Here is a 23,187-nt window from a genome sequence, read left to right as displayed (position 1 = left end):
CGGGAATTATGGCATTAACTAGAATATATTATCATTCCCAGCTATGCTGAATATTGCTGATTTTCGCCGAAAACAAAGCCGGAACCTCTCCCCTAACTCCTTGTCCTGTGATCAGTTCCACAACATCCATGCCATTACCAATTACCCCTGGTACACTGGGGTAGCCAGCAGTAGCCCCCACAAGAAACAAGTTAGGTAACTCTGTAATATATCCTAACCGATTTAACCCCACTTGTTCAGGTACTAACTTTGCACCATAAATATTACCTTGGGGTTGTCCGAGATAAAATTCACTGGTGGTGGGTGTACCAGAAACCTTCATGCGCGCGTACTGGTCTACATCGGGAATTAAATCTCGAACACTGGTCATGATCTGCTGGTAAATTTCCCGTTTCTTGGCTTTATAGCCTTGGTGGTTGGTGTCTTGCAGATGTTTAAATGGTTCGTAAGGGCAGACAGTGGCAATTTCTAAGATATGATGACCTGGTGGAGCTATTCCGGCGTTATCTCTAGATTTCATCGTGGGACAAGATAGGAAAATCCAAGGTTGGCTGAGGTCTCCCTGAAATTGGCGTTGATATTCCCCGTTTAAGTCTCCTGTGGGATAATACCAAATATTCCAGTTACCGATACCATAATTTTCTGGTTGAAAGCGACTATCTAAACCCAGGTAAATATTAAATGCACTAGTTGAGTATTCGTAATTGGTAAGGCGTTGACGTTCCCTTAAGCTCAAAGCTGTGGTATCGTGGATTAACTCTACTGTTAATTTGGGGTCAAGGTCGCTAATATAGCCCTTACTAGCTTGGTAGGTTTGATCACCAGCAGTTACCCATTGTACTTGCTTTTGATTAACTTCAATATGCTTGACAGGAGTTGAATATTTAATTACACCTCCCCCTGCGGCGATCGCATCTGTGATACTATCTACAAAATGTTTAAAATGGTATTGAGGATAGTAAGCCCCTTCTGAGTAGTCCCAAACTAGGGAAGTGTGGATCAGTAAGGCGATTTCCTTAGGTGGTAGTGCATAATCACCACTTTGTCCCCCTAGCACTGCTTGTAATTTGGGTGATAAACCCACATGGTCATATAAGTCTTGTAGAGTCCAGTTACGCTTTCTAAATAAATGGAAATATTTAGGTAATTTAAACCAGTCTGACCAATTTTGATTATACCAACGTATTTCCCCCGCCAGGCTACGCATTTCCTGATGGATCTGGGCAATTGTATCACAGTAGCCATTAATAGCAGTTGTCTCCTCGGGAAAGGTGGAGAGTAAACGCGATCGCAGGTTTTCCCATCCTAAAGGAATTTGAAAATCTACCTCCGGTGTAATTATCCGGTCTATGCAGTCTGGGTCAAGGCTATTAAAAGGGACATGGCGCTGAATGTAGTTGAGAAATTGCCCAATGGTTTGACTAGGTGCGCATTGAGATATATAATGGACGTTAGCACAAAAACTATACTCACCATAATCAAAAGTGTGACAACAGCCGCCAGGTAAGTAGTGTTTTTCTAAAACTGCTACCCGATATCCTTGCTTAGTTAAACAAGCAGCGGCGGAAAGTCCACCTAATCCGGCCCCCAGAATGACATAATCAAAATTTTGCATCTGGCTGTCCCCTTGTGCTTGATAATTTTTCTAGACTCTGACAACCTGCTGCTTAGTCAGAATCAGTTTCATCGCCACCATCTGGGGTAGTCATCATTCCTGCTGGACGTGTGATTTCTGTTTTAATTTCATTTTCTGCTTCTACTTTAACATCTAGCTGTTGATTAACAGTAGCTTCAGGGCGAGATGTGCTTGACTCTGGTTGGTCTGACTCTTGACTAAGACCGGGTTGCTCTGGGGACGTTTCCCCCTCTTGAGCTAGAACCTGAGATATGGGATTGAAAGCAGTAACAGCCATACTGCCAAATAGTAGCATAAAAGCGACTTTTGCCAAAGATTTCATATCTTTACCTGAATAAGTTGTAACTATATTCTTAACAATGGTCAAAATCTAGTTATCCAACTCAAGTTAGAACCACGACAATCTTTAGTCAGATTTGCCAAGAGGGGGAAAACATCTATGCTTCTAAATCTGCCAACTGAGGAACTAAAGCTTTGAGAGCAAGACCCCGATGGCTAATTGACCCTTTGATCTCCCGTGACATTTGCGCAAAAGTCAATTGCAGCTGAGGAACGTAAAATATGGGGTCGTAGCCAAAACCACCCTCACCCCTGGGTGTATGGAGAATTTCGCCGCGGCACACCCCAGTGGATTCTAAAACTATTTTACCATCAGGACGGGCGATCGCCACAGCACAGACAAATTGAGCTTGACGATTTTCTGAGTTACCTAACTCTTGTAATAACCTAGCAATGCGCTGTGAGTCGCTCTGACCATAACGTGCAGAATAAACGCCAGGAACCCCATTTAAAGCATCTACTTCTAAACCAGAATCATCACCGATCGCCCATTGTCCCGTAGCTTGAGCAATTTGGGAAGCCTTGAGACCAGCATTCGCAGCAAAAGTTGTACCCGTTTCTGCAACTTCTAATTCTGGTGGTTTAAGGGTTAATTCCCAACCTGAATTAGCCAGATAACCTTGTATTTCCCGCAGCTTACCGGGGTTACCCGTAGCTACTACCATTATTTTCGTCATATATTCAGTTAACAGTTTAATCAGCAGTTATTCCGCCCAATTTTTTGCCCAAGTCAAGGTTTGATGTACTTGCTCAAGTGTTGCTGCTTCACAATACAGACGTAACACCGGTTCAGTACCGCTAAACCGAATCATTAACCAGCTGTCATCAGCTAACCGGTATTTATAACCGTCTATGGTTTGACAATCAACTACTGCTTTGAGCGCAATTTCCCTTAATGGTTCGGTTTCCAGTTGTTGTAAAAGACGCGATCGCACTGCCATACTAGCTAAAGGTAAATCAATGCGGTCATAGGCGGAGGTGAAACCTGTTTTCTGTTGTAAATCCTGGTAATAATCACCTAAATCTCGCCCAGATTCCACAATAGCTTCTAAAACATACAATGCTGATAATAGTGCATCACGTTCGGGGATATGACTACCATAGCCGATTCCTCCCGACTCTTCACCACCTAATAACACCTGTGCTGCTAACATTCTATCGGCGATGTACTTATATCCCACTGCTGTTTCAAAAACTGGTAAATTATGCAGTGCTGCTACCCGGGGAATTAAATCTGAACCACTGACAGTTTTAACGATTTCACCTGTAAAACCGCGACGTTGGGTGAGGTGGTCGATTAATATAGGGATTAAGATTTGGGAACTCAAAAAGTTAGCTTTTCCATCTACTGCGGCGATGCGATCGCAGTCACCGTCAAATACTAACCCCACCGTGAGACTTGATGTATCTGTTTGGCGCTGAGTTTTAATGACTGAGAATAAACCAGAAAGATATTTTGGTAAAGGTTCTGGCGCTCCTCCAGCAAACAAAGGATCGCGGTTGCTGTTGATTTCTTGAACCCCATCCCCTAGTAATTGGGTTAACCCTCCAGCTGCCGCACCATGCATGACATCTGCGAATAGTGTCAGTTTACCACAGGCGATCGCCTCTTGAATCTTGGCAATATTAACTTTAGCCTTGAGGGCGGTAATATAACTAGGCCAGGGGTTAAACTGCTGTTGTTTCCCTGGGGTAACTGCTGGAGGTACACCCGCAGATAATAAAGTTTCAATTTCTTTTGTCACTTCTGGTGGTACTGAACCCCCAAAATAACCCTTGACTTTTAAACCTAAATATGTCCCAGGGTTATGACTAGCTGTAATTACTAAAGCGCCCAGAGCATGAAGTTCTCGAGCAGCCCAACTAAAAGCAGGAGTTGGGGCGTAGGTTTGGCTGAGTAACACATCAAAACCCACAGCACAGACAGCATCAGCTACAGTACGAGCAAAGTCTTCAGCCATAAAGCGGCGATCGTAGCCAACAATAATGGTTTTGCTGCCAACTGTGGAATAATACGTATTATATAACACTTGAGCCGCTACTGATGCCACCAATGCTAGGCGTTCAAAGGTGAACTCATCAGCAATCACCCCGCGCCAACCATCTGTACCAAACTTAATAGAATTAGCAGCAACCAGCATGAAGTTATCCTCACTGTTTACCAGAGGATTTTAGCATTTAAAATTGGGGATTTGATTCTGGCAATACTTGACTCAATGGATGGGCCGAGGAGGAATTTAACAGACTGAGATTGAGAGGGTACCGGCTAAGATATTGAGCATAGGAAGGTTGTAAATAAAAGGCGTATTCCTGGCGGTTCATCAGATGTGTTTGCCAAAAAGCCAAGCTCAAAGCCTGAAGATAAGCATAACCAGGTGCTGGATCTGGTCCGAGTAAAGCCGGTGGTATAGGTAACACATCGTTTTGAGTACCTATTTGGGCGATCGCACTGAAATGAGTAGCATTTTCAATTAATACTAAATACTTATCAGGAGTAGTTAACCAGGTGAAAGGGCGAACCTGCTCAGAAACAATGGGGGTAGCAATATCCTGACTATTAGCCACCAGCATCACCGGAACTGAAATTTGGCTGATTTGACTTTGACCAAAAATTGAACTAGATACGGGATTTAGAGCCAATACAGCCTGAATGCGGTGATCTTGGAGTGGTCGGTGAGCGTAGTCGAACCGTTGATAATCTTTAACTTCTAACTCTGTGACTTGACACTGTAAAAATAGTGACAAATTAAATGAGGAAATATTGGGAGTACAATCTTGTTGTAGTTGCTCAAAATTAATCTGAGCACCTGCCAAACTTAACACAGTATAACCACCAAAAGAATGTCCCATGGCTCCCACTTGCTGAAAGTTGATTTGTCCTTGGAGGTCAGGATCTAATTTTTCTCGGCGCTCAAGTTCATCCAGGAGGAATTTAATATCTAAAGGTCGGTTAACAAATTCTACAGCTTCTAATGGCCCAGCTAAACCAGTCAAGTAACGCCGAACACGTTCCGCATTACTCCCGGGATGTTCTAATACCGCCACAGCAAAACCATGGGATGCTAAATGTTCAGCCAAATAAGCAAAAGAAGAACGGTCAGAAGCAATACCATGAGAAATCACAATCAGAGGAAACGGCGGCGCTGTTCCTTGTGGTAAATAAATATCTGTGGGTATAATCCGCAGAACATCGCGAGACCTATCCTGGAGTATTAATTCTCTTCGTTGCCAAGTCAAGGAACCAGGCGCAGTTAAATCTGGGTATTGCTTCCAGTCAATGGGTGCGCTCAGGGCGATCGCTTCTTGTTGAATCCAAGTTACGATCGCATCCCTTTTTTCTATTACCTGGGATAACTCATCGACTAACCTGAGTCCCTGTGTAAAGTTGAGTCGCACTGTGGGGGAGGGGAACTGACGCAGAAAACTAACTACTGTTAAGCCTTCTGGAGAAGCAGCAGCTAGTATTAAAGCACCTCTGATGGCATAAAAGCCATTTTGCCTTGATTCCGTGCGGATTAAGCCCCCTAAACGGTCTATGAGTTCTTCCCCTATAGGTGAATAAGTCACCTGAGATATGAGGGTAGGAGTAACATTAAATTCTTGCTGAAGTACCTCCCGTAGTTGAGCTAGTTGCTGGGGATTTACTCGCCGCGCATAAAAGGAAAATTCCTGAGTGATTTTCCCTTTTTTAGCAAATATTTCTAATGAGTCAATACTCAGGGAGAATTCCCCAAAAGGAGGGTAAAAAAAGCTAATCCGTTCGGCCCCCATTCCGGGGGTAGCGGTGATCAATGTCGATAGCAGCCCTAAAATTGAAGATTGCCAAGGTTTCTTGATTAACTTGATTAACTTGATTAATATCATGTCCGGTTGATCAAACTGAATCATAAATGTTTGTTTATAGTCAGCATTTTATTTCTGGCTGGAACTATACCAACTGTTTATGTATGACTGGTCGGACATTATATAAAGTTTCTCCAATTATTTGGATACCTGGGGTTTCTCACCAGGAGAACAACGAGCAAACCACTCCTGATATTTTTTCTTTAGTGATTCATCTGCGACAGCGATTGTAATTTTTACTTGCTCACAGCCGTGGTTTTTTTCGAGAGCGATCGCATTTAAAAGTAAACTAGCAATTTTTGGGGAACTAAACTCACCAGTTACCGTTACATGACCATTGAAAACTGTTCCTAATGCTCTATCTTCTTCCATCAATTCCAATCCAGAAATGTCACCTTGTGTCAAGTCAATTTCCGCCAGTTGTTTGTGTTCTGGACTTACCTGCTCTACAATTAATTTTTCCCGTCTCACAGGTACCTTTAATATCTGAGTTTCAATCTCTTTGCGAATAACAACCTCACCAATTTTGCTTTTTTGGTTATTAGCGATTAATCGTTCTTCCAGCAGACGAAAAGTATTTTTTTCTTGAGATTCACTGGTAGTCATATGATAATTAAGCGGTGGTAATTCGGTTAATTTATCTACTGTTGGTGATTCTAAAGATTCAGACATAAGCCTTACTATAGCCTTACTATGAGTAAACTGTTTTGATGATCTCACCGTTATCAGAGGTATGGTGATTATTTAAACCACCATAACCTGAGAATCAACAGTGAAGTAATTAAACATGATAACTATTAAAAAAGCCACCCCCGCAACTTATATTTAATTGGTGATTAATTGGTGATTAGTTGTTATGAGTTTTATGAGTTGTTATTGTTGATTAGCGCTCTTCAACTCGCAGATTAGGAGCATTAACATCTAACTCTTCGTGACGCACTGTGTCTTGAGTCTCAACTATTTCTTGCTCTACAACCTTGTCAACTTTAACTTCTTCACGCAATACCGTCTCTTTGCGAACTTGGGGAGTTTCTTCATAGATTTCTATGCGCGCGAGTTCCCCCTCGTGGAAGTTAGCTTCCCCTGGAGAGACAACCTGACCTATATCTGCTGAAGTCACACGTTCAATGACAACATGCTCTTTTTCTATGGGAACTGAAACCTTAACATTTTCACTCTCAACGTGCTTACCAATTACTACTTCTCCTGTTTTTTGGCGAACTTTATCAGCAATTAGCCGTTCTTCATATAATCGCAGCGTTTGATGGTCTTGCTGATTCAGACTGTACAAAGAAGGTTCGTGTTCATAAGCGTAGGTTTCACTGGTGTAAGTATGGGGGGTGGTATCGCGATAAACCCCCCTTACCTGTTCTTCATAGTCATAATCAAGTATTCTACCTTCTTCAAACTCCGGTAAATTTTCCGCCTGTTCTCTAGTCATACCCATGGCGTAGACTCGACTAGCATCATAGTCAATGCGGGAACGTCCAACGGGTAGTAATACTTTTTTACCAAATATCCAAAAACCTAAATCAACAACTAGATAGCGAAAATGTCCCTCTTCATCTACTAAAATATCACTTACCGTACCAATCCTTTCATCATTCCTGTCTGTATAAACACCTAATCCTTGAATATCATTCCCTTGAATAGTTTGACTATAATTTGGGGCGAAATCTGCCAATTTGTGAAGAGCCATGACATTTACCTTTCAATTTTCATACCATCTCTTAATGAATAAGATAAAGGTTAATAGGCTATTTCACCTCTTACTATTGACTGAATTGATACAGGGATATGACATCAAAAGTTATAGATTTCTGAGATTTCTGATAAATTAACAATAAAAGTAGAGGTAGAGGCGAAATTTCCCCTACCTACCTTTGATATCAATCACCAAATTACATTCCCTAGTTAGCTACTCAAGCGCCTTGTTCAGGATTTCTACTAGCTCCATCCAAATGCAATTCCCCTGTAGTATCAATATCTAACTCTTCTCGCCGAATGGTGTCTTGTGCTTCTACGGTGTGGCGGTCTACAACTTTCTTAACTCTAATTTCTTCCCTGACAAAGGCTTCTTTGCGAATCTCCGGGGTTTCTTCGTACAATTCTATCCGTGTTATCTCCCCTTCTTGAAATTTAAGAGCCTTGGGGTCTAGCACTGTTCCTAATTCTGTGGGAGGAACTCGTTCAATCACAATACGTTCTTTCTTCACAGGTACTGTCACCTGTGCAATTTGTGTTGTAACGTGTTTACCAACTTTTACTTCCCCAGTCTTGACCCGATGCTTATTAGCAATCAAACGTTCTTCATATAGTCTGAGGGTTTGATGATATTGTTCATTTAAGTTATATAAATCCGGTTCTCTCTCGTAAAGGGATATATCCTGTTGTTCCGATGTATCTCTACTTTCCGGACGGAAAACAAGCCGCACCTCTTTTTCATAATCCTCATCAATATTTACAGTCTCTTGATATTCAGGTAAATGCTCAACTTGTTCTTTACTCAGTCCATCAACATAAACACGTTGGGCGGGATAATTAATGTGAGAAAGCCCAATTGGTAGTAATATCTTCTTACTAATAGAGTCGAAGCTGGTCTCAATAACTAAATACCGAAAACGTCCCTCTTGGTCAACTAAAGCATCAGCCACCGAGCCAACTCTAACTCCGCCTTCAGTGTAAAGGTCTAAGGTTTTCACATCATCACCGCCAAATGTTTCTCGGTAGTTAGGGTCAAATTCTTCCAGTTTGTAAAGAGGCATATATTTACAGGTTGAGAATATCCATACCTATAAGGGTAGAAATTATCATCATTATTGTCCTCTTGCTGGCGGCTGAATTGAGGGAATATATTTTCAGTCCAACTTGCGTAATTCCTAAGTCGCACACAGAAGAGGATGTTTGTCAAGTCATGATTAGTGTATCAACTATTGTTTCACCCTAACCCTCCCCTTGTAAGGCTATCCATTACCCGGATCTTTCTTAACATTCGTGAGAGCGATCGCTCGCAAACCCCCAAACCTTAATCCTCCGTTGATGATTCTCAATAAAATAAGGGTTTTATCAAGAAGAATAAGGTACCTTTTGTCAAGAGTAGGGAAATTTTCAAGGGTTGAAACCGTTGCCACATAAATGTTTCAAGATTGTTAACAAAGATGTGAGTAATGGATAGCTTGTAAGGGGAGGGGACTTGATTTTATTGTTTCGGTGTGTCCCCCATTTCCTATTCCCTGTTCCCTAAGATAAAAATTACCTGTTAAAAACTTATCAAACATCCTCTATGAGAAAAATATCGAATGAACCACCATTACAAAACTCGAAAAATAAACGGATAACGGAATGGTTCATCTGGCTGACTGAAACAGTGTAACAGCGCCCAAATTGTCAATCCCCAGTGCAGTGCAAAACCCAATGCAACCACAGGAAAGAATAAAATTCCCCCCAAGCCAAATGTGAGAAAAGATAGAACCCCAATTGGTACCCCAATTACGGTTCCCCAAAACCAAACATTAAAGTGAAAATTAATCGACTCTCTAGCATTACTCTTCACCACTGGGTCATCGGAAATTAAGTTAATGACAATGGGTATCCCAATAGAGAAGAATGTCGTACTTAAGAAAATTGCGCCGTGACACACAGATGACAGCAATCTACGCTTATCGGTATTGTATCCAACTTCCATCCTGGTTTTATCTCAAGTAGGTTGGTCGTTTTCATTCTAACGAATAGTTGCTAATAATATGGACAAATATCCAAATCATTAGTTCGGAAGTTTTACTTTCACTGGACAAACTACAATGCCCTCTATCCCATTTGCAAAAGCATTTGGGACTGCTTTTCTCATGATGTTATACGATCCATTAACATCAGCGTTAATCATCCTGCCATCAGCAGATTTGTACAAACCTCGAATTATTCTCTTACCACTAAATGTGTGTTTAACACCTTCTTGATAAGTAGGGATATTATCTAAATCTAAAAAGCTAGCTTTAGAGGTGTAGCTTTCTTCTGTGACCAAAACTTTGATTCCTATTAACTCTGCTTTGTACGTCAACTTATTAATAAATAGTGAATGAGGAATTTGTACAAAGTTTTGGTTATTACGGCTACCTATATTGATTTCTTGCTTCCAGTTTTCGTTTTTGCCTATAACCAAAGTACCTATACCGATCCCTAGGAGTTTATTAATAATAAACCTACTTGCTTTGTGCATGTAATCATCAACTTTGTGGTGGCGCTTAGTACAGAGTTTTTGTATCCGTTTGGTTGTACCAGTACCGATTATTGATTGCCAGTTAGCTTTTTGTTTGTTGAAGAATTGGTTCATAGCTTTTAGTGGACTGCCATTTATCAAGAGCGGGGCTATCCCGGCTTGATTAAAAGTTACAGTAGCTAAGTTACTAAGCCCTAAATCAATTGCTGCAATCTTATTAACGTCAATTGATGCTGGCTCAACTTCTTTGTTGTAAACCACTTCAATCACGTAATGGTCAAGCTTAGGGACAATCCTAACCTGAGCTATATTTACTGACTTAGTAAGCAACTCGATGTTTGTTTTGCTTGGTTTAATGACCCCTCGTTCTAATGCGGGTTTTGATAAGGCTTGTTTGGTGTAAATAACTATATTTCTACCATGAGTTTTGTGTTTATATTTAGGTAATTTTGGTTTACCTAAAAATCTAGACGGGTTTTCAAACCAAGATTTCAAAGCTTCTTTAAATGACTTCCAGTTCCTATCTAAGACCATCAAGACCTGTTGACTAACTTTACTTGGTAAAGCTTTGTAATCTACAGATGATTGAAGTGGTTTTTGGATGTCGTAATAACTCAAGCTTTCATTGCTGTTAATAAAAGCCTGTCTCATAAGGTAGTTACCAACGTTGTACAGGTTTTTTGATAAGAAACATAGCTGATCAATCTCTTGATAAAACCTATGTCCTTGTTTAATAACGTGCTTTTCAACTAACTGCATTCATCATTCTCCATGCAGTCTTGTAACTAACGCCTATTGACTTTGCGTATTCTGAAAGCTTCATTAGTTAAATTTTAAACTCGACCTATATCTATTATAGCATACATAAGTCCATAATTGGGTATACTTGACTACAAAATCAGCAAAGTTTTTCAATACATCATAGGTTGGGTATGACAGTTTACCGTACTCTAGAAGTTGTTGTTACTGCCTGTGACATAAACTAGGAATAAGGTTTAATCCACAGAGGATTTAAAAAATGGGTCGCATTAATCCCTATACATTACAAATGCAGATTACCCGGATGTTTGAGCAAGGGCAATCATTTTTTGCTACAACCAAAGTACAGGACTGGTTAAAAGAACGCAAACATAACCCCCTAGATTATGAGATTATTTTCCATCAACACCCTGCGCCCCCTGGGTCCCAAGAAGTTATGGTGGTAGAAATTGAACTACGACGCAAAGATGGCCAGCCTGTGGACCCCTGGCTGCAAGAACAAGTTAATTTTTATACTTAAATTAGATTAGGCACTCTGACAAAAAAAGCCTGAATCCTGTTTTGTTCTCCCAAATCTCAAAACAGAATTCAGCCTAATAAACGCGGAAGGTTTATTAACATTGTGTGAGCTGTTTGCACTCTACCACAATCTTATTGAGATTTACTAGCATTTCCAATAAAAATTTTTTATTTTTATTCAATTGTCAACCACCAATATGGCTAAAATCTAAGATATATAAGGATTTTATAGGTTATATTTTGTCCTTATTTACGAAAATTTACACGAAATTAATGAAATAATCTTGCAATAGCTCTGCTAAGATATCATCAGGTCTTATTGAGATATATATTCATTAATTTGTGTATATGTCTCAGGCTGGGAAATTTATCGGCAATTCAGGTCAGGGTAAGATTTCACCCCTGGAACTCAAGTTAAAACTAGTGATCAGGTGTTAAGATGTCAAAAAAAATTGGTTTGTTCTACGGTACTCAAACTGGGAAAACTGAATCTGCTGCGGAAATCATTCGTGATGCCTTTGGTGGTGATGTGGTGACGTTACACGATATTTCTCAGGCGGATATTGCAGATTTTGCTGAGTATGAATGTCTGATTATTGGTTCCCCAACTTGGAATATTGGTGAGCTCCAAAGCGATTGGGAGGGTATTTATCCAGATTTAGACGAGGTTGATTTTACTGGTAAGATGGTGGCTTATTTTGGTACTGGAGACCAGATTGGCTATGCTGATAACTTCCAAGATGCTATGGGGATTTTGGAAGAAAAGATTTCCCAACAGGGTGGTAAAACTGTGGGTTATTGGCCTACTGATGGTTATGATTTTGGCGCTTCTAAAGCTGTGCGCAATGGTAAGTTTTGTGGTTTGGCTCTGGATGATGATAATCAATCGGATCTCACAGATGAGCGGATTCAGGCTTGGGTGAGGATGTTGAAGAGTGAGTTTAGCTTGTAGAAAATACTAGCGCGCCCGGCATCGCCTCTCATCGTCATGGACGATGCCATTTTTTTTACATTTATCAATTTACAGGTATTTATGTCTGACTTATTGGATGTTGTTTGGTTAAATACTAGTTCAGCCTTGAAGCGTTTTGATCAACCATTACTTCAATACCTATCTAGGTATAGGAATATCGCTCAATGGGAATATCAGCAAACACGAGATGAAGGTAGTTCCGTAGATGAAGCTGTGCTATTACTTGGTGATTTTCTAGATTTTTGCCCTGATCCAGTCCATTTAGCTGGTCATGGGATCAGTGGGGCGATCGCCTTAAGTTATGCTCGTCGCTACCCCCAAAAAGTGCGATCGCTGACTCTCTTAGCTGTAGCATCTCAACCGGCAAATACTTGGCACGCTCATTATTACTTACAACGACAGATGTTCAGCATTAGCCGGGAGCAAGTTCTGGCGAATACTGTTCGTAGCCTCTTTGGCAAACAACCGACTCACACCACCAAGAGGTTAATCACTGTCTTAGATAAAGACTTAGAGCAATCACCATCACCCCATTCTCTGTTTAAGTTAATGTATTTACCCAAGGGAGGGGTTTCTATGCCCATGATGGTATGCGGTAGCAAGACTGATTCTGTAGTCAACCCACCGGCGTTACATGACTGGCGCAATTGGTTCAAGCCAGAAGATAGACTTTGGGAATTTCCCCAAGGGTATCATTTCTTTCACTATTTTCATCCTCAACAGGTGGGTGAGCAAATTTTGAACTTCTGGGAAGATCATAACAGGCGATCGCATCCCATATATTGCATACAGTCATGTGCATCAAAGGCCGATGAACCAAGACATGAACATAAATAAATCTCAACATCTATGAATCCGCAAACAGATATACTCTGCGAATTATCTGATTTTCTTTATCCTCGGAGTCCATATTCCGGAGAGTTTAAAGCAGAGCATTTGGTTTTCAACGCTAAACTGCAAGACTTTTCTCAACGAGTCAACTACATTTGTAGTTTACAAACTGGTGGTAAGCTGTCCCCACAGGAAGCCTACAAGCAAATTCAGATTCTTTGGAAACAGTTAAAAAGTAGTAAACAAGACTTAGGGATCAGCTAAGTGTATTTTTGATTGTGTACGAAACACTAATTGACATTTGCAAGCGCCGCCTGAATGGTCATACCATTCAGGCGCAATTGAGTTTTGTCCCATAGGCTGAATAACTAGCCAGAAGGTGAAAACCTTAAAAGATGTCAAGTAAATATAGCTTAACTAGTGAAGACTGTCAGGATCATAAGGTAAACAGTAAAAGTCCCACAGGAGGTTTAATCTTGACTAAGTTAAGAATTGGCATCAACGGCTTTGGTCGGATTGGCAGACTAGTACTACGCGCCGGTTTGAATCATCCCAATCTTGAATTTGTAGGCATTAATGACCTAGTACCACCAGATAACCTGGCTTATCTGCTGAAATACGACTCCACCCATGGCAAGTTAAACAGTAAAATTGAGGCCAAAGAAGACGGGATTCTGATTGATGGGCATTTTATCCCTTGTCTGTCCGTGAGGAATCCGGCAGAATTACCTTGGGGCAAATTGGGTGCAGATTATGTTGTCGAATCGACCGGACTGTTCACCGACTACGAAAGCGCCAGTAAACACTTACAGGCTGGAGCGAAACGAGTGGTGATTTCTGCTCCCACGAAAGATCCACAGAGAGTGAAGACACTGTTAATGGGTGTAAATCATCATCTATTTGACCCAGCTAAAGATTTAATTGTCTCTAACGCCAGTTGTACCACCAACTGTCTAGCTCCCATAGCTAAAGTCATCAATGATAATTTTGGACTGACCGAAGGGTTAATGACCACGGTTCACGCCATGACCGCAACTCAACCCACTGTAGATGGACCGAGCAAAAAAGACTGGCGGGGTGGTCGCGGTGCACCACAAAATATTATTCCCTCCTCCACTGGTGCAGCCAAAGCAGTGGCCTTGGTTTTGCCAGAATTAAAAGGTAAGTTAACTGGTATGGCTTTCCGGGTTCCCACTCCTGATGTTTCTGTGGTTGATTTAACTTTTAAAACTGCCCAAGCTACCAGTTACCAAGATATCTGCACGGCAATGCAGCGGGCTGCCATGGGTGAATTGAATGGTATATTAGGATATACTGATGAGGCAGTAGTTTCCACTGATTTTCAGGGTGATAGTCATTCGAGTATTTTCGATGCTGGCGCGGGGATTGAATTAAATTCCAATTTCTTTAAAGTGGTTGCTTGGTATGACAACGAGTGGGGTTACTCAAATCGCGTCGTGGATTTAATGTTGTCCATGTCACAAAAAGAATAAATTGTCTTTCTAGTTTGTGAATCAGTCAGCCAGAAAAAGTTTCATTAAAGTGCATTCTATTGGACAGCCAATTTGGGTAGAAAGCACTTAGAATAGGCCTGAGGCACAAAGCTGCCAGTAAATCAGGCACAATTTAAGTAAAATTGCCTAGTGAGTAATTGTCGGGAAAAGGAGAGGGCAACGAAAAAGGGAATCAAGTAAGTCCTAAACTAGCACAACTGATGGAGAAAAATATGTCTAAAAGTTTACTAGAACAATTACGTCAAATGACGGTTGTGGTTGCAGATACAGGGGACATTAAAGCCATTGAGAAGTTTACACCCCAAGATGCTACTACTAATCCTTCCCTGATTACAGCCGCAGCACAAATGCCAGAATATCAGGAAATTGTTGATCAAACTTTGCTCCAAGCTAAAAAAGATGCTGGTGCGGCTGCTAGTCAAGCAGATATTGTGACTCTGGCCTTTGATCGTTTGGCAGTGTCTTTCGGGTTAAAGATTTTACAAATTATTCCGGGTCGGGTTTCAACAGAAGTAGATGCTCGCTTGTCTTTTGATACTGAAGCTACCGTTACCAAAGCCAGAGAATTAATTGCCCAGTATAAGGCGGCTGGGATTGACCGCTCACGGGTACTAATTAAAATTGCCTCAACTTGGGAAGGGATTCGCGCTGCGGAAATTTTGGAGAAAGAAGGTATTCATTGTAACTTAACTCTGTTGTTTGGTCTGCATCAAGCGATCGCCTGTGCCGAAGCTGGTGTTACCTTAATTTCTCCTTTCGTGGGTCGCATTCTGGACTGGTACAAAAAAGATACTGGCAGAGATAGTTACCCATCCGCGGAAGACCCAGGGGTATTATCTGTGACGACAATCTACAACTACTACAAAAAGTTTGGTTACAAGACCGAAGTTATGGGGGCTAGCTTCCGTAACATTGGGGAAATCACAGAATTAGCCGGTTGTGATTTGCTGACCATTTCCCCCGCACTGTTGGCGGAATTGCAAGCCACCATTGGGGAACTACCACGGAAACTTGATCCGACTCGGGTAGCAACCATGGAAATTGAAAAGATATCCATTGATCAAGCTACTTTTGAGAAGATGCACGGGGCTGACCGTATGGCATCGGATAAACTAGCAGAAGGTATTGATGGCTTTACCAAAGCTTTGGTTTCTTTAGAAGAACTATTAGCACAACGCCTAGAGCGTCTGGAAAAAGAAGTAATAGCTAAACGCTAATACTAGAAAGGGTGAGGATCTCCTCACCCTTTGTTGATAGTACCTTAATATCTGTGCCAGTCATAGATTAATCTACCATGGCGATCGCGGGCTAAGTGCCAACGCCCATGGCGATAGTGTGCTCCACTATAACGAAGGTTGCTGTAATAGTGCCGTCTTGGTCTATAGTTATGGTGGTGTCGTCTAGTACGACTTCTGTTATATCTATGAGCTAGTAAAACTTCTGGGTTAGGATTTTCCCCCACTAAACTTGTCTCTATTCCGACATTTTGGTGATGGAGAACATGATTAACATGAGTATCTTCAGCTGTAGCCATAGCTGAGGGATAGATAAAGGCAAACATCAAAATCCCAACTGAGTATAATTTCTGGAAACCTTTCATGTTTTTGCCTTGCAGTAAATTATGGGTAATGACTTTATTTAATAGCTGAAAATTGGCAACTATACAGTTAACTGTTCACAAGTCCCCAACTGGTAAAAGTAATGAAAGTACTAGTTTTAAATGCTGGTTCCAGCAGCCAAAAAAGTTGTTTGTATGAAATCCCTGATCATACTATCCCTAATCAAACCCCCCAACCCCTGTGGGAAGGGAAAGTCAACTGGACTCAAGACCGGGGTGTAGCAGAGATTGAAGTCAAAACAGCCACGGGTCAAACATTACAAGAATCAATTTATGGTGATTCCCGACGAGCACACGTAGCCTATCTCCTCTACACTCTGACTCGTGGAGCCACTAAAGTCATCGACCAGCTTCCAGAAATTAATGTTGTAGGACATCGTGTAGTCCACGGTGGTCAGGAATACAGAAAAAGTGTAGTAATTACTGAAGATGTCAAAAGCAAAATCTCCAATCTATCCAGCCTAGCCCCAGCACATAATCCAGCCGCCTTAGAAGGGATAGAAGCCATTGAACAGAGCTTAGGAGATGTCACCCAAGTGGCAGTATTTGATACCGGATTTCATGCCACCCTCCCCGATGCAGCCGCCATTTATCCCGGACCCTATGAGTGGGTAGAGCAAGGTATTCGCCGCTACGGTTTTCATGGTATCAGTCATCAATATTGTTCTGGGCGTGCTGCCCAAATTCTCAACCGAGATTTAGCATCCCTGAAATTAATTACCTGTCATTTAGGTAACGGCTGTTCCCTAGCAGCAATCAAGAAGGGTCGCAGTATTGACACCACTATGGGCTTTACACCCCTGGACGGGTTAATGATGGGGAGCCGTTCGGGTGCCATTGACCCAGGGATTTTAATACATTTATTGCGGCAATCAAATTACTCTGCAGAGCGGTTAGATTATGTATTAAATAAAGCTTCTGGACTAAGGGGAATTTCGGGAGTATCCAGCGACTTACCCCAAGTAATTGCAGCCATCGCTCAAGGAGATTATCGCGCCCAACTCGCTTGGGATATGTACGTACACCGGTTAAGGTCTGGTATTGGTTCCATGCTAGCCAGTCTAGAGGGATTAGATGCTTTAGTATTCACCGCCGGGGTAGGGGAAAAGTCCCCCGGAATTCGCCAAGCAGCCTGTGAAGCCTTTGGATTTCTGGGACTAAAAATTGACCCGGCAAAAAATCAACAGCAGCCCCTTGATGAAGATATAGCCACAGCAGACTCAACCATTAGAGTCTTAGTCATCAAAACCCAAGAAGACTGGGCGATCGCCCAACAATGCTGGCAACTTATGCAAGAAAAATAACTTAATCTTTGCGTACCTTTGCGGATACTTGGCGACACTTTGCGTTTAAAACCAGGGGCGGGGTCAACGAGACATTTTCACCCACCCCAGAGAAGGCCAATAGCCCCCAATCTTAAATCACACCATACCACCAGCAGCTTGAAAACGAGCGCGGGCGCGTTTAAAAGCTTGGGTGGCTTGGATTTGTGCTTGGCGATCGCCTGGTGTCACTTGATTCAGGCGGGTTTGTGCTTGGTTAAAAGCGGTACGTGCATCTTCAAGTGAAATCTTGTCGCCACGTTCAGCACCATTCACCAGAATTGTGACTTCATCTTCCTCAACTTCCGCAAAACCACCCAAAAGAGCGATGGCTTGCCAATCTTGATTTTTGCTAGCACGGACGCGCATTACACCTATATCCACAGCGGTTAACATAGGGGCGTGTCCAGTTAGGATACCCAACTGACCAGTAGTACTAGGTAAAACCACCTCTTCAGCTTCAGCATCCCAGACTGTTTTATCTGGTGCAACTACACGAACAGTGAGAGTCATTTGTCCTTTGTCCTTTGTCCTTTGTCTGTAATTTTCTGTAATTGGTCACTAGTCATGAGGATGACAACTAACGACTAGTGACTCATGACTAATGACTAACCTTTGAGCTTTTGCGCCTTAGCGATCGCTTCATTAATATCGCCCACCAAGTAAAAAGCTTGTTCTGGTAATTCATCCAATTCGCCAGACAAAATCATTTGGAAGCCCTTGATAGTGTCTTCCAACTTCACATACTTACCAGGGGAACCGGTAAATACTTCCGCCACAAAGAAAGGCTGAGACAAGAAGCGCTCTACCTTCCGCGCCCGTGCTACAATCAGACGGTCTTCTTCAGACAATTCATCTAGACCGAGAATAGCGATAATGTCTTGAAGTTCTTTGTAACGTTGTAAAGTTGCTTGTACAGCGCGAGCAGTATTGTAGTGTTCAGCACCAACAATATCAGGCTGTAACATAGTAGAAGTAGAACCCAGAGGGTCAACCGCCGGATAAATACCCTTAGCTGCTAAACCACGAGATAGTACTGTAGTTCCATCCAAGTGAGCAAAAGTGGTTGCAGGAGCGGGGTCAGTTAAGTCATCCGCAGGTACATACACCGCTTGAATGGAGGTAATAGAACCTTCTGTGGTGGAGGTAATCCGCTCTTGTAGAGCACCCACATCAGTTCCCAGTGTAGGCTGATATCCTACCGCAGAAGGCATCCGACCCAGAAGCGCTGACACTTCCGAACCTGCTTGTACAAAGCGGAAGATGTTGTCAATAAATAGGAGTACGTCCTGCTTACTCACATCGCGGAAATACTCAGCCATAGTCAAACCTGACAGACCAACCCGCATTCTGGCTCCGGGTGGTTCGTTCATCTGACCATAAACTAGAGCAATTTTAGAATCATTGAGGTTGTCTTTGTTAATTACCCCAGATTCGATCATTTCGTTGTAGAGGTCATTACCTTCGCGGGTACGTTCACCCACCCCAGCAAACACAGATACGCCGCCGTGTTGGGTAGCGATGTTGTTGATTAATTCCATCATGATGACGGTTTTACCAACACCCGCACCACCGAACAGACCAATTTTACCGCCACGGCGATAGGGGGTGAGGAGGTCAACAACTTTAATCCCTGTTTCAAATACTGAAGGTTTGGTTTCCAGTTCAGTGAATTGAGGGGAAGGGCGGTGAATTGGTAAGGTTTCCTGAGCATTTACAGGCCCTTGATTGTCTACTGGTTCGCCCAGGACGTTGAAAATCCGTCCCAAGGTAACTTTCCCAACTGGAACACTGATGGGAGCGCCTGTATCCACAACTTCGAGACCGCGCACTAAACCATCAGTGGAACTCATAGCCACCGCTCGCACTTGGTTGTCGCCCAGAAGCTGTTGTACTTCAACTGTGAGGTTGATTTCCTGTCCGGCTTCGTTAGTGGCTGTGATCTTCAAAGCGTTGTAGATTTGCGGTAATTTTCCACCGGGAAATTTAACGTCTACAACTGGGCCAATAATTTGGGTAATGTAGCCAATATTTGTTTTTTCTGCTGTGGTGACCATGGGGGACCTAATAGTTGAAACTATATTTCAGATAGGGTCTTAGAAGACTTGAGATGATGCAATGTCATCTTACACTTTAGCACTGCAAGGGGACACAACTACCTTAGTAATTCCTTAAAAAAGGGATCAATTACTCGGTATTGGGGCGCAAGGTAAATTGTGATCCACCTCAATATTACCTGCCCAGTATCACCAACTCAGGCGATCGCCCCAATTGTTGACCATTCTAGTGCTAATCCCTGAGACTCTGGCTAAATCTTCTCTAGATGTAAATTTTTGCTCTTCGCGAGCAGTTATGATTCTTTGCGCTAATCGCTCACCTATCCCCGGAAGAGTTATGAGTTCTTCTATAGTAGCTGTATTAATATTTACTGGGATTATTTCTGGATTATCCCTGGATCTGCGGGTGATTATCTGGGGACATTCTTCTGCTTGTGCGGCGATTTTTTGCTGAACTAATGGAGGTATACCCAAGATCGCACCGCCATAAAGCCGCGTAAATTCCCGGTCGTAATGGGCAGCAATGGTAGGGTTTTTGACTATTAATACTGCCTCATCGTTACCATGATTCGCCGCCTGTGACCAGTTGTGAGAACCTGTAATTACTGTTTCTTGGTCAATTACAGCAAATTTATGATGTAATAAATCCCCCGGAGCTAAAGTAGGAACACCGACTGTAGTCAGGGGGGTTTGCCAAGGATGATTATCAATTTCATACCGACAATTATAACTCAGCGCCACCCCCATCATGTCTAAAGCTTCGCTATAGTGACGATAGGCAAATTCTGAATCCATCAAAGCCCGGATAGTCACATTTTGCAGGTGACGGGTTTCGAGAATCCTTGACAGACGCTGCTCGGAAAACACAAACAAGGCCATATCAATGGATTGGGTAGACTCAGCTAAGTTTTGACCAATTAAACCATTACTAGATTGATCCCAAGGTTGGCCGCGGGAAGTGGGGGAAAAATGTACAGTAATTTCAGTTTCACCTAATTGAATAGTTTGGGGCGATCGCCTGGGTTTACGCACCCCAAATCTACTATCTGGCTTCCCCCCCGGACCATCCCCCCACATAATGTTAAACTCTTGAGTAAATAAACTGGCTAATTCCGGACTGTCAATATGTAACAGATTATTAGCATTGCCTAAGCTACCGGGATTGTTATATTTGCCGTGGATATCACTGAGGGTAAAATTTGCCGAGGTTTTAATCACCCAACGATTATCTACCACCACAAACTTATGATGCATCAAATTACTCCCCGCAGAACCATCAGCACGGTCATCTATCCAGGGAATTTGGGCATTTTGTAAAATTATTAACCCATCTCGTTGATTAATTTCTTCCTCACTGAGGCGATGATCTCGGTTTTGGTCTACAAAATCATAAAATTCTTGATAACGAGCTTGTTCTCTGGGGCTTAACTTCCGCACCTCCTGCGGTGTTAAACTACTCCAAGGACGACTGTAATTATCTTCTAAAATTACCCGCACCCGTACACCGGCTTTTTGCCTTGCTACTAATGCTTGGGCAATTTTTGGTAGGCGCAATTCTTGAATGGCTACATCCACTGTAGATGTGGCTTGAGAAATGGTATCAATAATCTGTTGTTCTAGGTTATCTCCCAGGCGAGTTTGTAGGCGATAGGGTTCTCGATATTTTGCTGATGGGGAATGGTTAAAGTAAACTTTAACTAATGGGTCTTGTGGTAGGGCTGGTAAAAGCTGAGTTTTATCTGGTAGTTTTTGACAAGCCGTGATCATCAAAACCAGCAAAAAGATCACGATGTATTTTCGTGGTGGGAAAATCAGCACGGTAATTTACTAACAGTGGATTGGGGAAAATATCAACAATCAATATGGTAAATTTATGGCTAAGAGGATGTTTGTCAAGTCATGATTAGTGTATCAACTATTGTTTCACCCCACCCTAACCCTCCCCTTGTAAGGGGAGGGGACTGGATTTTATTGTTTTTTGTGTGGTCGGTGAGCGAAGTCGATAGCGATAGCGTGGCGTTAGCCATACCGTGTTCGGTGTGTTCCCCATTCCCTGTTCCCTGTTCCCTAAGATACAAATTACCTGTTGAAAACTTATTAAACATCCTCTAACGCCACATTATAACAATAATGCCGAAAAACCTTGAGAAACAGACCCATAGCGCCGTATTTCCTATCTATGTATTAATATGAAAATATATTTAGATTACAGCGCCACCACTCCCCCTCGTCCTGAAGCCATGGCTGCGATGCAAGCAGTCCTCAGTCAACAGTGGGGTAATCCTTCTAGTTTACATGAGTGGGGACAGCGGGCAGCTACAATTGTGGAACAGGCAAGAATCCAAGTAGCAGAATTAATTCATGGTGCGCCAGAATCCATAGTTTTTACCTCCGGTGGTACTGAGTCCAATAATTTGGCTATAATTGGCATTGCCAGATTATATAATCTACCCCAACATATAATTATTTCTCAGGTGGAACATTCCGCTATTTCTGAACCTGCGCGGTTATTAGAACAGTGGGGTTGGGAAGTAACCCGCTTGGGTGTAGATTGCAAGGGGAGGGTTAACCCCCAAGAGTTACAAGCAGCATTACAAGACAATACTGTTTTAGTCTCCGTAATTTATGGACAAAGTGAAATTGGTACAGTCCAACCCATTGCAGAATTAGCAAAGATTACCCAGGAACACGGGGTTTTATTTCACACTGACGCGGTACAAGCGGCGGGACGTTTACCCATAAATGTGCAAGAATTATCAATAGATTTACTGAGTATTTCTAGTCATAAAATATATGGACCCCAAGGAGCGGGGGCGCTCTATGTGCGTCCAGGTATAGAATTAGTTCCCCTGCTGTGTGGTGGGGGTCAAGAAATGGGTTTACGCTCCGGTACTCAAGCTGTCCCAGCCATTGCGGGTTTTGGAACTGCGGCACAATTAGCAGCAGTAGAATTACCCAGAGAAACACCCCGGTTAATTAACTTGCGCGATCGCCTATTTGCTCAATTAGCAGATATTCCCGGTTTAGTCCCCACGGGTGATTTAGTCAATCGGTTACCTCACCATGTGAGTTTGTGTATAAAAGATGCGGATGGTAAAAAACTCAGTGGTAAAGCCCTAGTTAGACAAATGAATCTGGCTGGTATTGCTATTAGCGCTGGTTCTGCCTGTCATAGTGGTAAACTTAGTCCCAGCCCCATACTTTTAGCAATGGGTTATTCAGAGTCAGCAGGTTTAGGAGGGGTACGTTTTACCCTTGGGCGTGAAACTACCCCAGCTGATGTAGATTGGGCTGCGATGGTATTTCAGCAAATTTTACACCGAATTTATTCCTGATAAATTCTTGGTTGAAGTATAATAATTTATTATACAATTGCATTAATTATACATTATTAATGTAGATAGTTATCCACACGGGAGCCATAATTTATAGTTATCCACACGGGAGCCATAATTTATAGTTATCCACACGGGAGCCATAATTTATAGTTATCCACACGGGAGCCATAATTTATAGTTATCCACACGGGAGCCATAATTTATAGTTATCCACACGGGAGC

22 protein-coding genes are annotated in these 23,187 nt (G+C 42.3%); 8 read left to right on the top strand and 14 right to left on the bottom strand.

Going from position 1 to position 23,187, the window contains the following annotated elements; translation table 11 throughout:
• Window positions 1–31: 31 nt before the first annotated feature.
• The 10 genes from IM676_RS10905 to IM676_RS10860 all read right to left on the bottom strand — a co-directional run bounded on the left by IM676_RS10905 (window position 32) and on the right by IM676_RS10860 (window position 10,793).
• Entirely contained in the window at window positions 32–1,615 is a 1,584-nt protein-coding gene (locus IM676_RS10905; protein WP_200986941.1) for a phytoene desaturase family protein, read from the bottom strand.
• A gap of 52 nt (window positions 1,616–1,667) precedes the next feature.
• On the bottom strand, window positions 1,668–1,958 hold the full coding sequence (locus IM676_RS10900; protein ID WP_200986940.1) for a hypothetical protein: 291 nt from the start codon (window positions 1,956–1,958) through the stop codon (window positions 1,668–1,670).
• A 115-nt stretch (window positions 1,959–2,073) separates the two neighbouring features.
• Complete coding sequence (rdgB, locus tag IM676_RS10895) at window positions 2,074–2,652, bottom strand: RdgB/HAM1 family non-canonical purine NTP pyrophosphatase (protein ID WP_200986939.1); 579 nt, start codon at window positions 2,650–2,652, stop codon at window positions 2,074–2,076.
• A 27-nt stretch (window positions 2,653–2,679) separates the two neighbouring features.
• Window positions 2,680–4,116 carry a phosphoglucomutase/phosphomannomutase family protein gene (locus IM676_RS10890; RefSeq protein WP_200986938.1) on the bottom strand — a complete coding sequence of 479 codons (1,437 nt, stop codon included), beginning with the start codon at window positions 4,114–4,116 and terminating at the stop codon, window positions 2,680–2,682.
• Between the two features lie 37 nt (window positions 4,117–4,153).
• Entirely contained in the window at window positions 4,154–5,839 is a 1,686-nt protein-coding gene (locus IM676_RS10885; protein ID WP_200990170.1) for an alpha/beta hydrolase, read from the bottom strand.
• 117 nt (window positions 5,840–5,956) lie between these two features.
• Window positions 5,957–6,490 (bottom strand): DUF2382 domain-containing protein, encoded by a 534-nt coding sequence (locus IM676_RS10880; protein WP_200986937.1) that lies wholly within the window; start codon window positions 6,488–6,490, stop codon window positions 5,957–5,959.
• Window positions 6,491–6,701: 211 nt separating this feature from the next.
• Window positions 6,702–7,517 carry a PRC and DUF2382 domain-containing protein gene (locus tag IM676_RS10875; protein ID WP_200986936.1) on the bottom strand — a complete coding sequence of 272 codons (816 nt, stop codon included), beginning with the start codon at window positions 7,515–7,517 and terminating at the stop codon, window positions 6,702–6,704.
• Window positions 7,518–7,740: 223 nt separating this feature from the next.
• The gene (locus IM676_RS10870) at window positions 7,741–8,583 is read right to left on the bottom strand and encodes a DUF2382 domain-containing protein (protein ID WP_200986935.1); all 843 of its coding nucleotides are present in this window, start codon (window positions 8,581–8,583) and stop codon (window positions 7,741–7,743) included.
• A 545-nt stretch (window positions 8,584–9,128) separates the two neighbouring features.
• A complete protein-coding gene (locus tag IM676_RS10865; RefSeq protein ID WP_200986934.1) occupies window positions 9,129–9,503 on the bottom strand; it encodes a DUF4870 domain-containing protein in 375 nt (124 codons plus the stop codon).
• A gap of 78 nt (window positions 9,504–9,581) precedes the next feature.
• The gene (locus tag IM676_RS10860; protein ID WP_200986933.1) at window positions 9,582–10,793 is read right to left on the bottom strand and encodes an RNA-guided endonuclease InsQ/TnpB family protein; all 1,212 of its coding nucleotides are present in this window, start codon (window positions 10,791–10,793) and stop codon (window positions 9,582–9,584) included.
• Window positions 10,794–11,052: 259 nt separating this feature from the next.
• Here IM676_RS10860 and IM676_RS10855 point away from each other — a divergent pair, with 259 nt between their 5' ends.
• From IM676_RS10855 to IM676_RS10830, 6 genes are all read left to right on the top strand, one after another.
• Window positions 11,053–11,313, top strand: coding sequence for a hypothetical protein (locus IM676_RS10855; RefSeq protein WP_200986932.1), 261 nt, complete (start codon window positions 11,053–11,055; stop codon window positions 11,311–11,313).
• A 438-nt stretch (window positions 11,314–11,751) separates the two neighbouring features.
• Entirely contained in the window at window positions 11,752–12,264 is a 513-nt protein-coding gene (fldA, locus tag IM676_RS10850) for a flavodoxin FldA (protein WP_200986931.1), read from the top strand.
• An 81-nt stretch (window positions 12,265–12,345) separates the two neighbouring features.
• Window positions 12,346–13,122, top strand: coding sequence for an alpha/beta fold hydrolase (locus IM676_RS10845; RefSeq protein ID WP_200986930.1), 777 nt, complete (start codon window positions 12,346–12,348; stop codon window positions 13,120–13,122).
• Window positions 13,123–13,134: 12 nt separating this feature from the next.
• The gene (locus IM676_RS10840; RefSeq protein WP_200986929.1) at window positions 13,135–13,380 is read left to right on the top strand and encodes a DUF7219 family protein; all 246 of its coding nucleotides are present in this window, start codon (window positions 13,135–13,137) and stop codon (window positions 13,378–13,380) included.
• A 212-nt stretch (window positions 13,381–13,592) separates the two neighbouring features.
• Window positions 13,593–14,609 carry a type I glyceraldehyde-3-phosphate dehydrogenase gene (gap, locus tag IM676_RS10835; RefSeq protein WP_200990169.1) on the top strand — a complete coding sequence of 339 codons (1,017 nt, stop codon included), beginning with the start codon at window positions 13,593–13,595 and terminating at the stop codon, window positions 14,607–14,609.
• A 233-nt stretch (window positions 14,610–14,842) separates the two neighbouring features.
• On the top strand, window positions 14,843–15,847 hold the full coding sequence (locus IM676_RS10830; RefSeq protein WP_200986928.1) for a transaldolase: 1,005 nt from the start codon (window positions 14,843–14,845) through the stop codon (window positions 15,845–15,847).
• Window positions 15,848–15,891: 44 nt separating this feature from the next.
• Here IM676_RS10830 and IM676_RS10825 read toward each other — a convergent pair whose 3' ends face one another.
• Window positions 15,892–16,191 carry a hypothetical protein gene (locus IM676_RS10825; RefSeq protein WP_225880330.1) on the bottom strand — a complete coding sequence of 100 codons (300 nt, stop codon included), beginning with the start codon at window positions 16,189–16,191 and terminating at the stop codon, window positions 15,892–15,894.
• Between the two features lie 140 nt (window positions 16,192–16,331).
• Here IM676_RS10825 and IM676_RS10820 point away from each other — a divergent pair, with 140 nt between their 5' ends.
• Entirely contained in the window at window positions 16,332–17,552 is a 1,221-nt protein-coding gene (locus tag IM676_RS10820; protein ID WP_200986926.1) for an acetate kinase, read from the top strand.
• 117 nt (window positions 17,553–17,669) lie between these two features.
• On the opposite strand, the gene atpC is transcribed toward IM676_RS10820, so the two are convergent.
• The 3 genes from atpC to IM676_RS10805 all read right to left on the bottom strand — a co-directional run bounded on the left by atpC (window position 17,670) and on the right by IM676_RS10805 (window position 21,445).
• Window positions 17,670–18,083, bottom strand: a complete 414-nt coding sequence (atpC, locus tag IM676_RS10815) for an ATP synthase F1 subunit epsilon (RefSeq protein WP_200986925.1) — start codon at window positions 18,081–18,083, stop codon at window positions 17,670–17,672.
• Window positions 18,084–18,178: 95 nt separating this feature from the next.
• Window positions 18,179–19,627, bottom strand: a complete 1,449-nt coding sequence (gene atpD, locus IM676_RS10810; protein ID WP_200986924.1) for a F0F1 ATP synthase subunit beta — start codon at window positions 19,625–19,627, stop codon at window positions 18,179–18,181.
• Between the two features lie 189 nt (window positions 19,628–19,816).
• On the bottom strand, window positions 19,817–21,445 hold the full coding sequence (locus IM676_RS10805; protein WP_200986923.1) for a phospholipase D-like domain-containing protein: 1,629 nt from the start codon (window positions 21,443–21,445) through the stop codon (window positions 19,817–19,819).
• A 371-nt stretch (window positions 21,446–21,816) separates the two neighbouring features.
• Between IM676_RS10805 and IM676_RS10800 the strand changes: the two genes are divergently transcribed.
• Window positions 21,817–22,962, top strand: a complete 1,146-nt coding sequence (locus IM676_RS10800) for a cysteine desulfurase family protein (RefSeq protein WP_200986922.1) — start codon at window positions 21,817–21,819, stop codon at window positions 22,960–22,962.
• Window positions 22,963–23,187: the final 225 nt, after the last annotated feature.

Origin of the sequence: Anabaenopsis elenkinii CCIBt3563, assembly GCF_015245355.1 — a bacterium.
Lineage (GTDB): Bacteria > Cyanobacteriota > Cyanobacteriia > Cyanobacteriales > Nostocaceae > Anabaenopsis > Anabaenopsis elenkinii.
The sequence above is the reverse complement of the archived record's forward strand: the minus strand, read 5'-3'. Positions and strand labels throughout refer to the sequence as shown.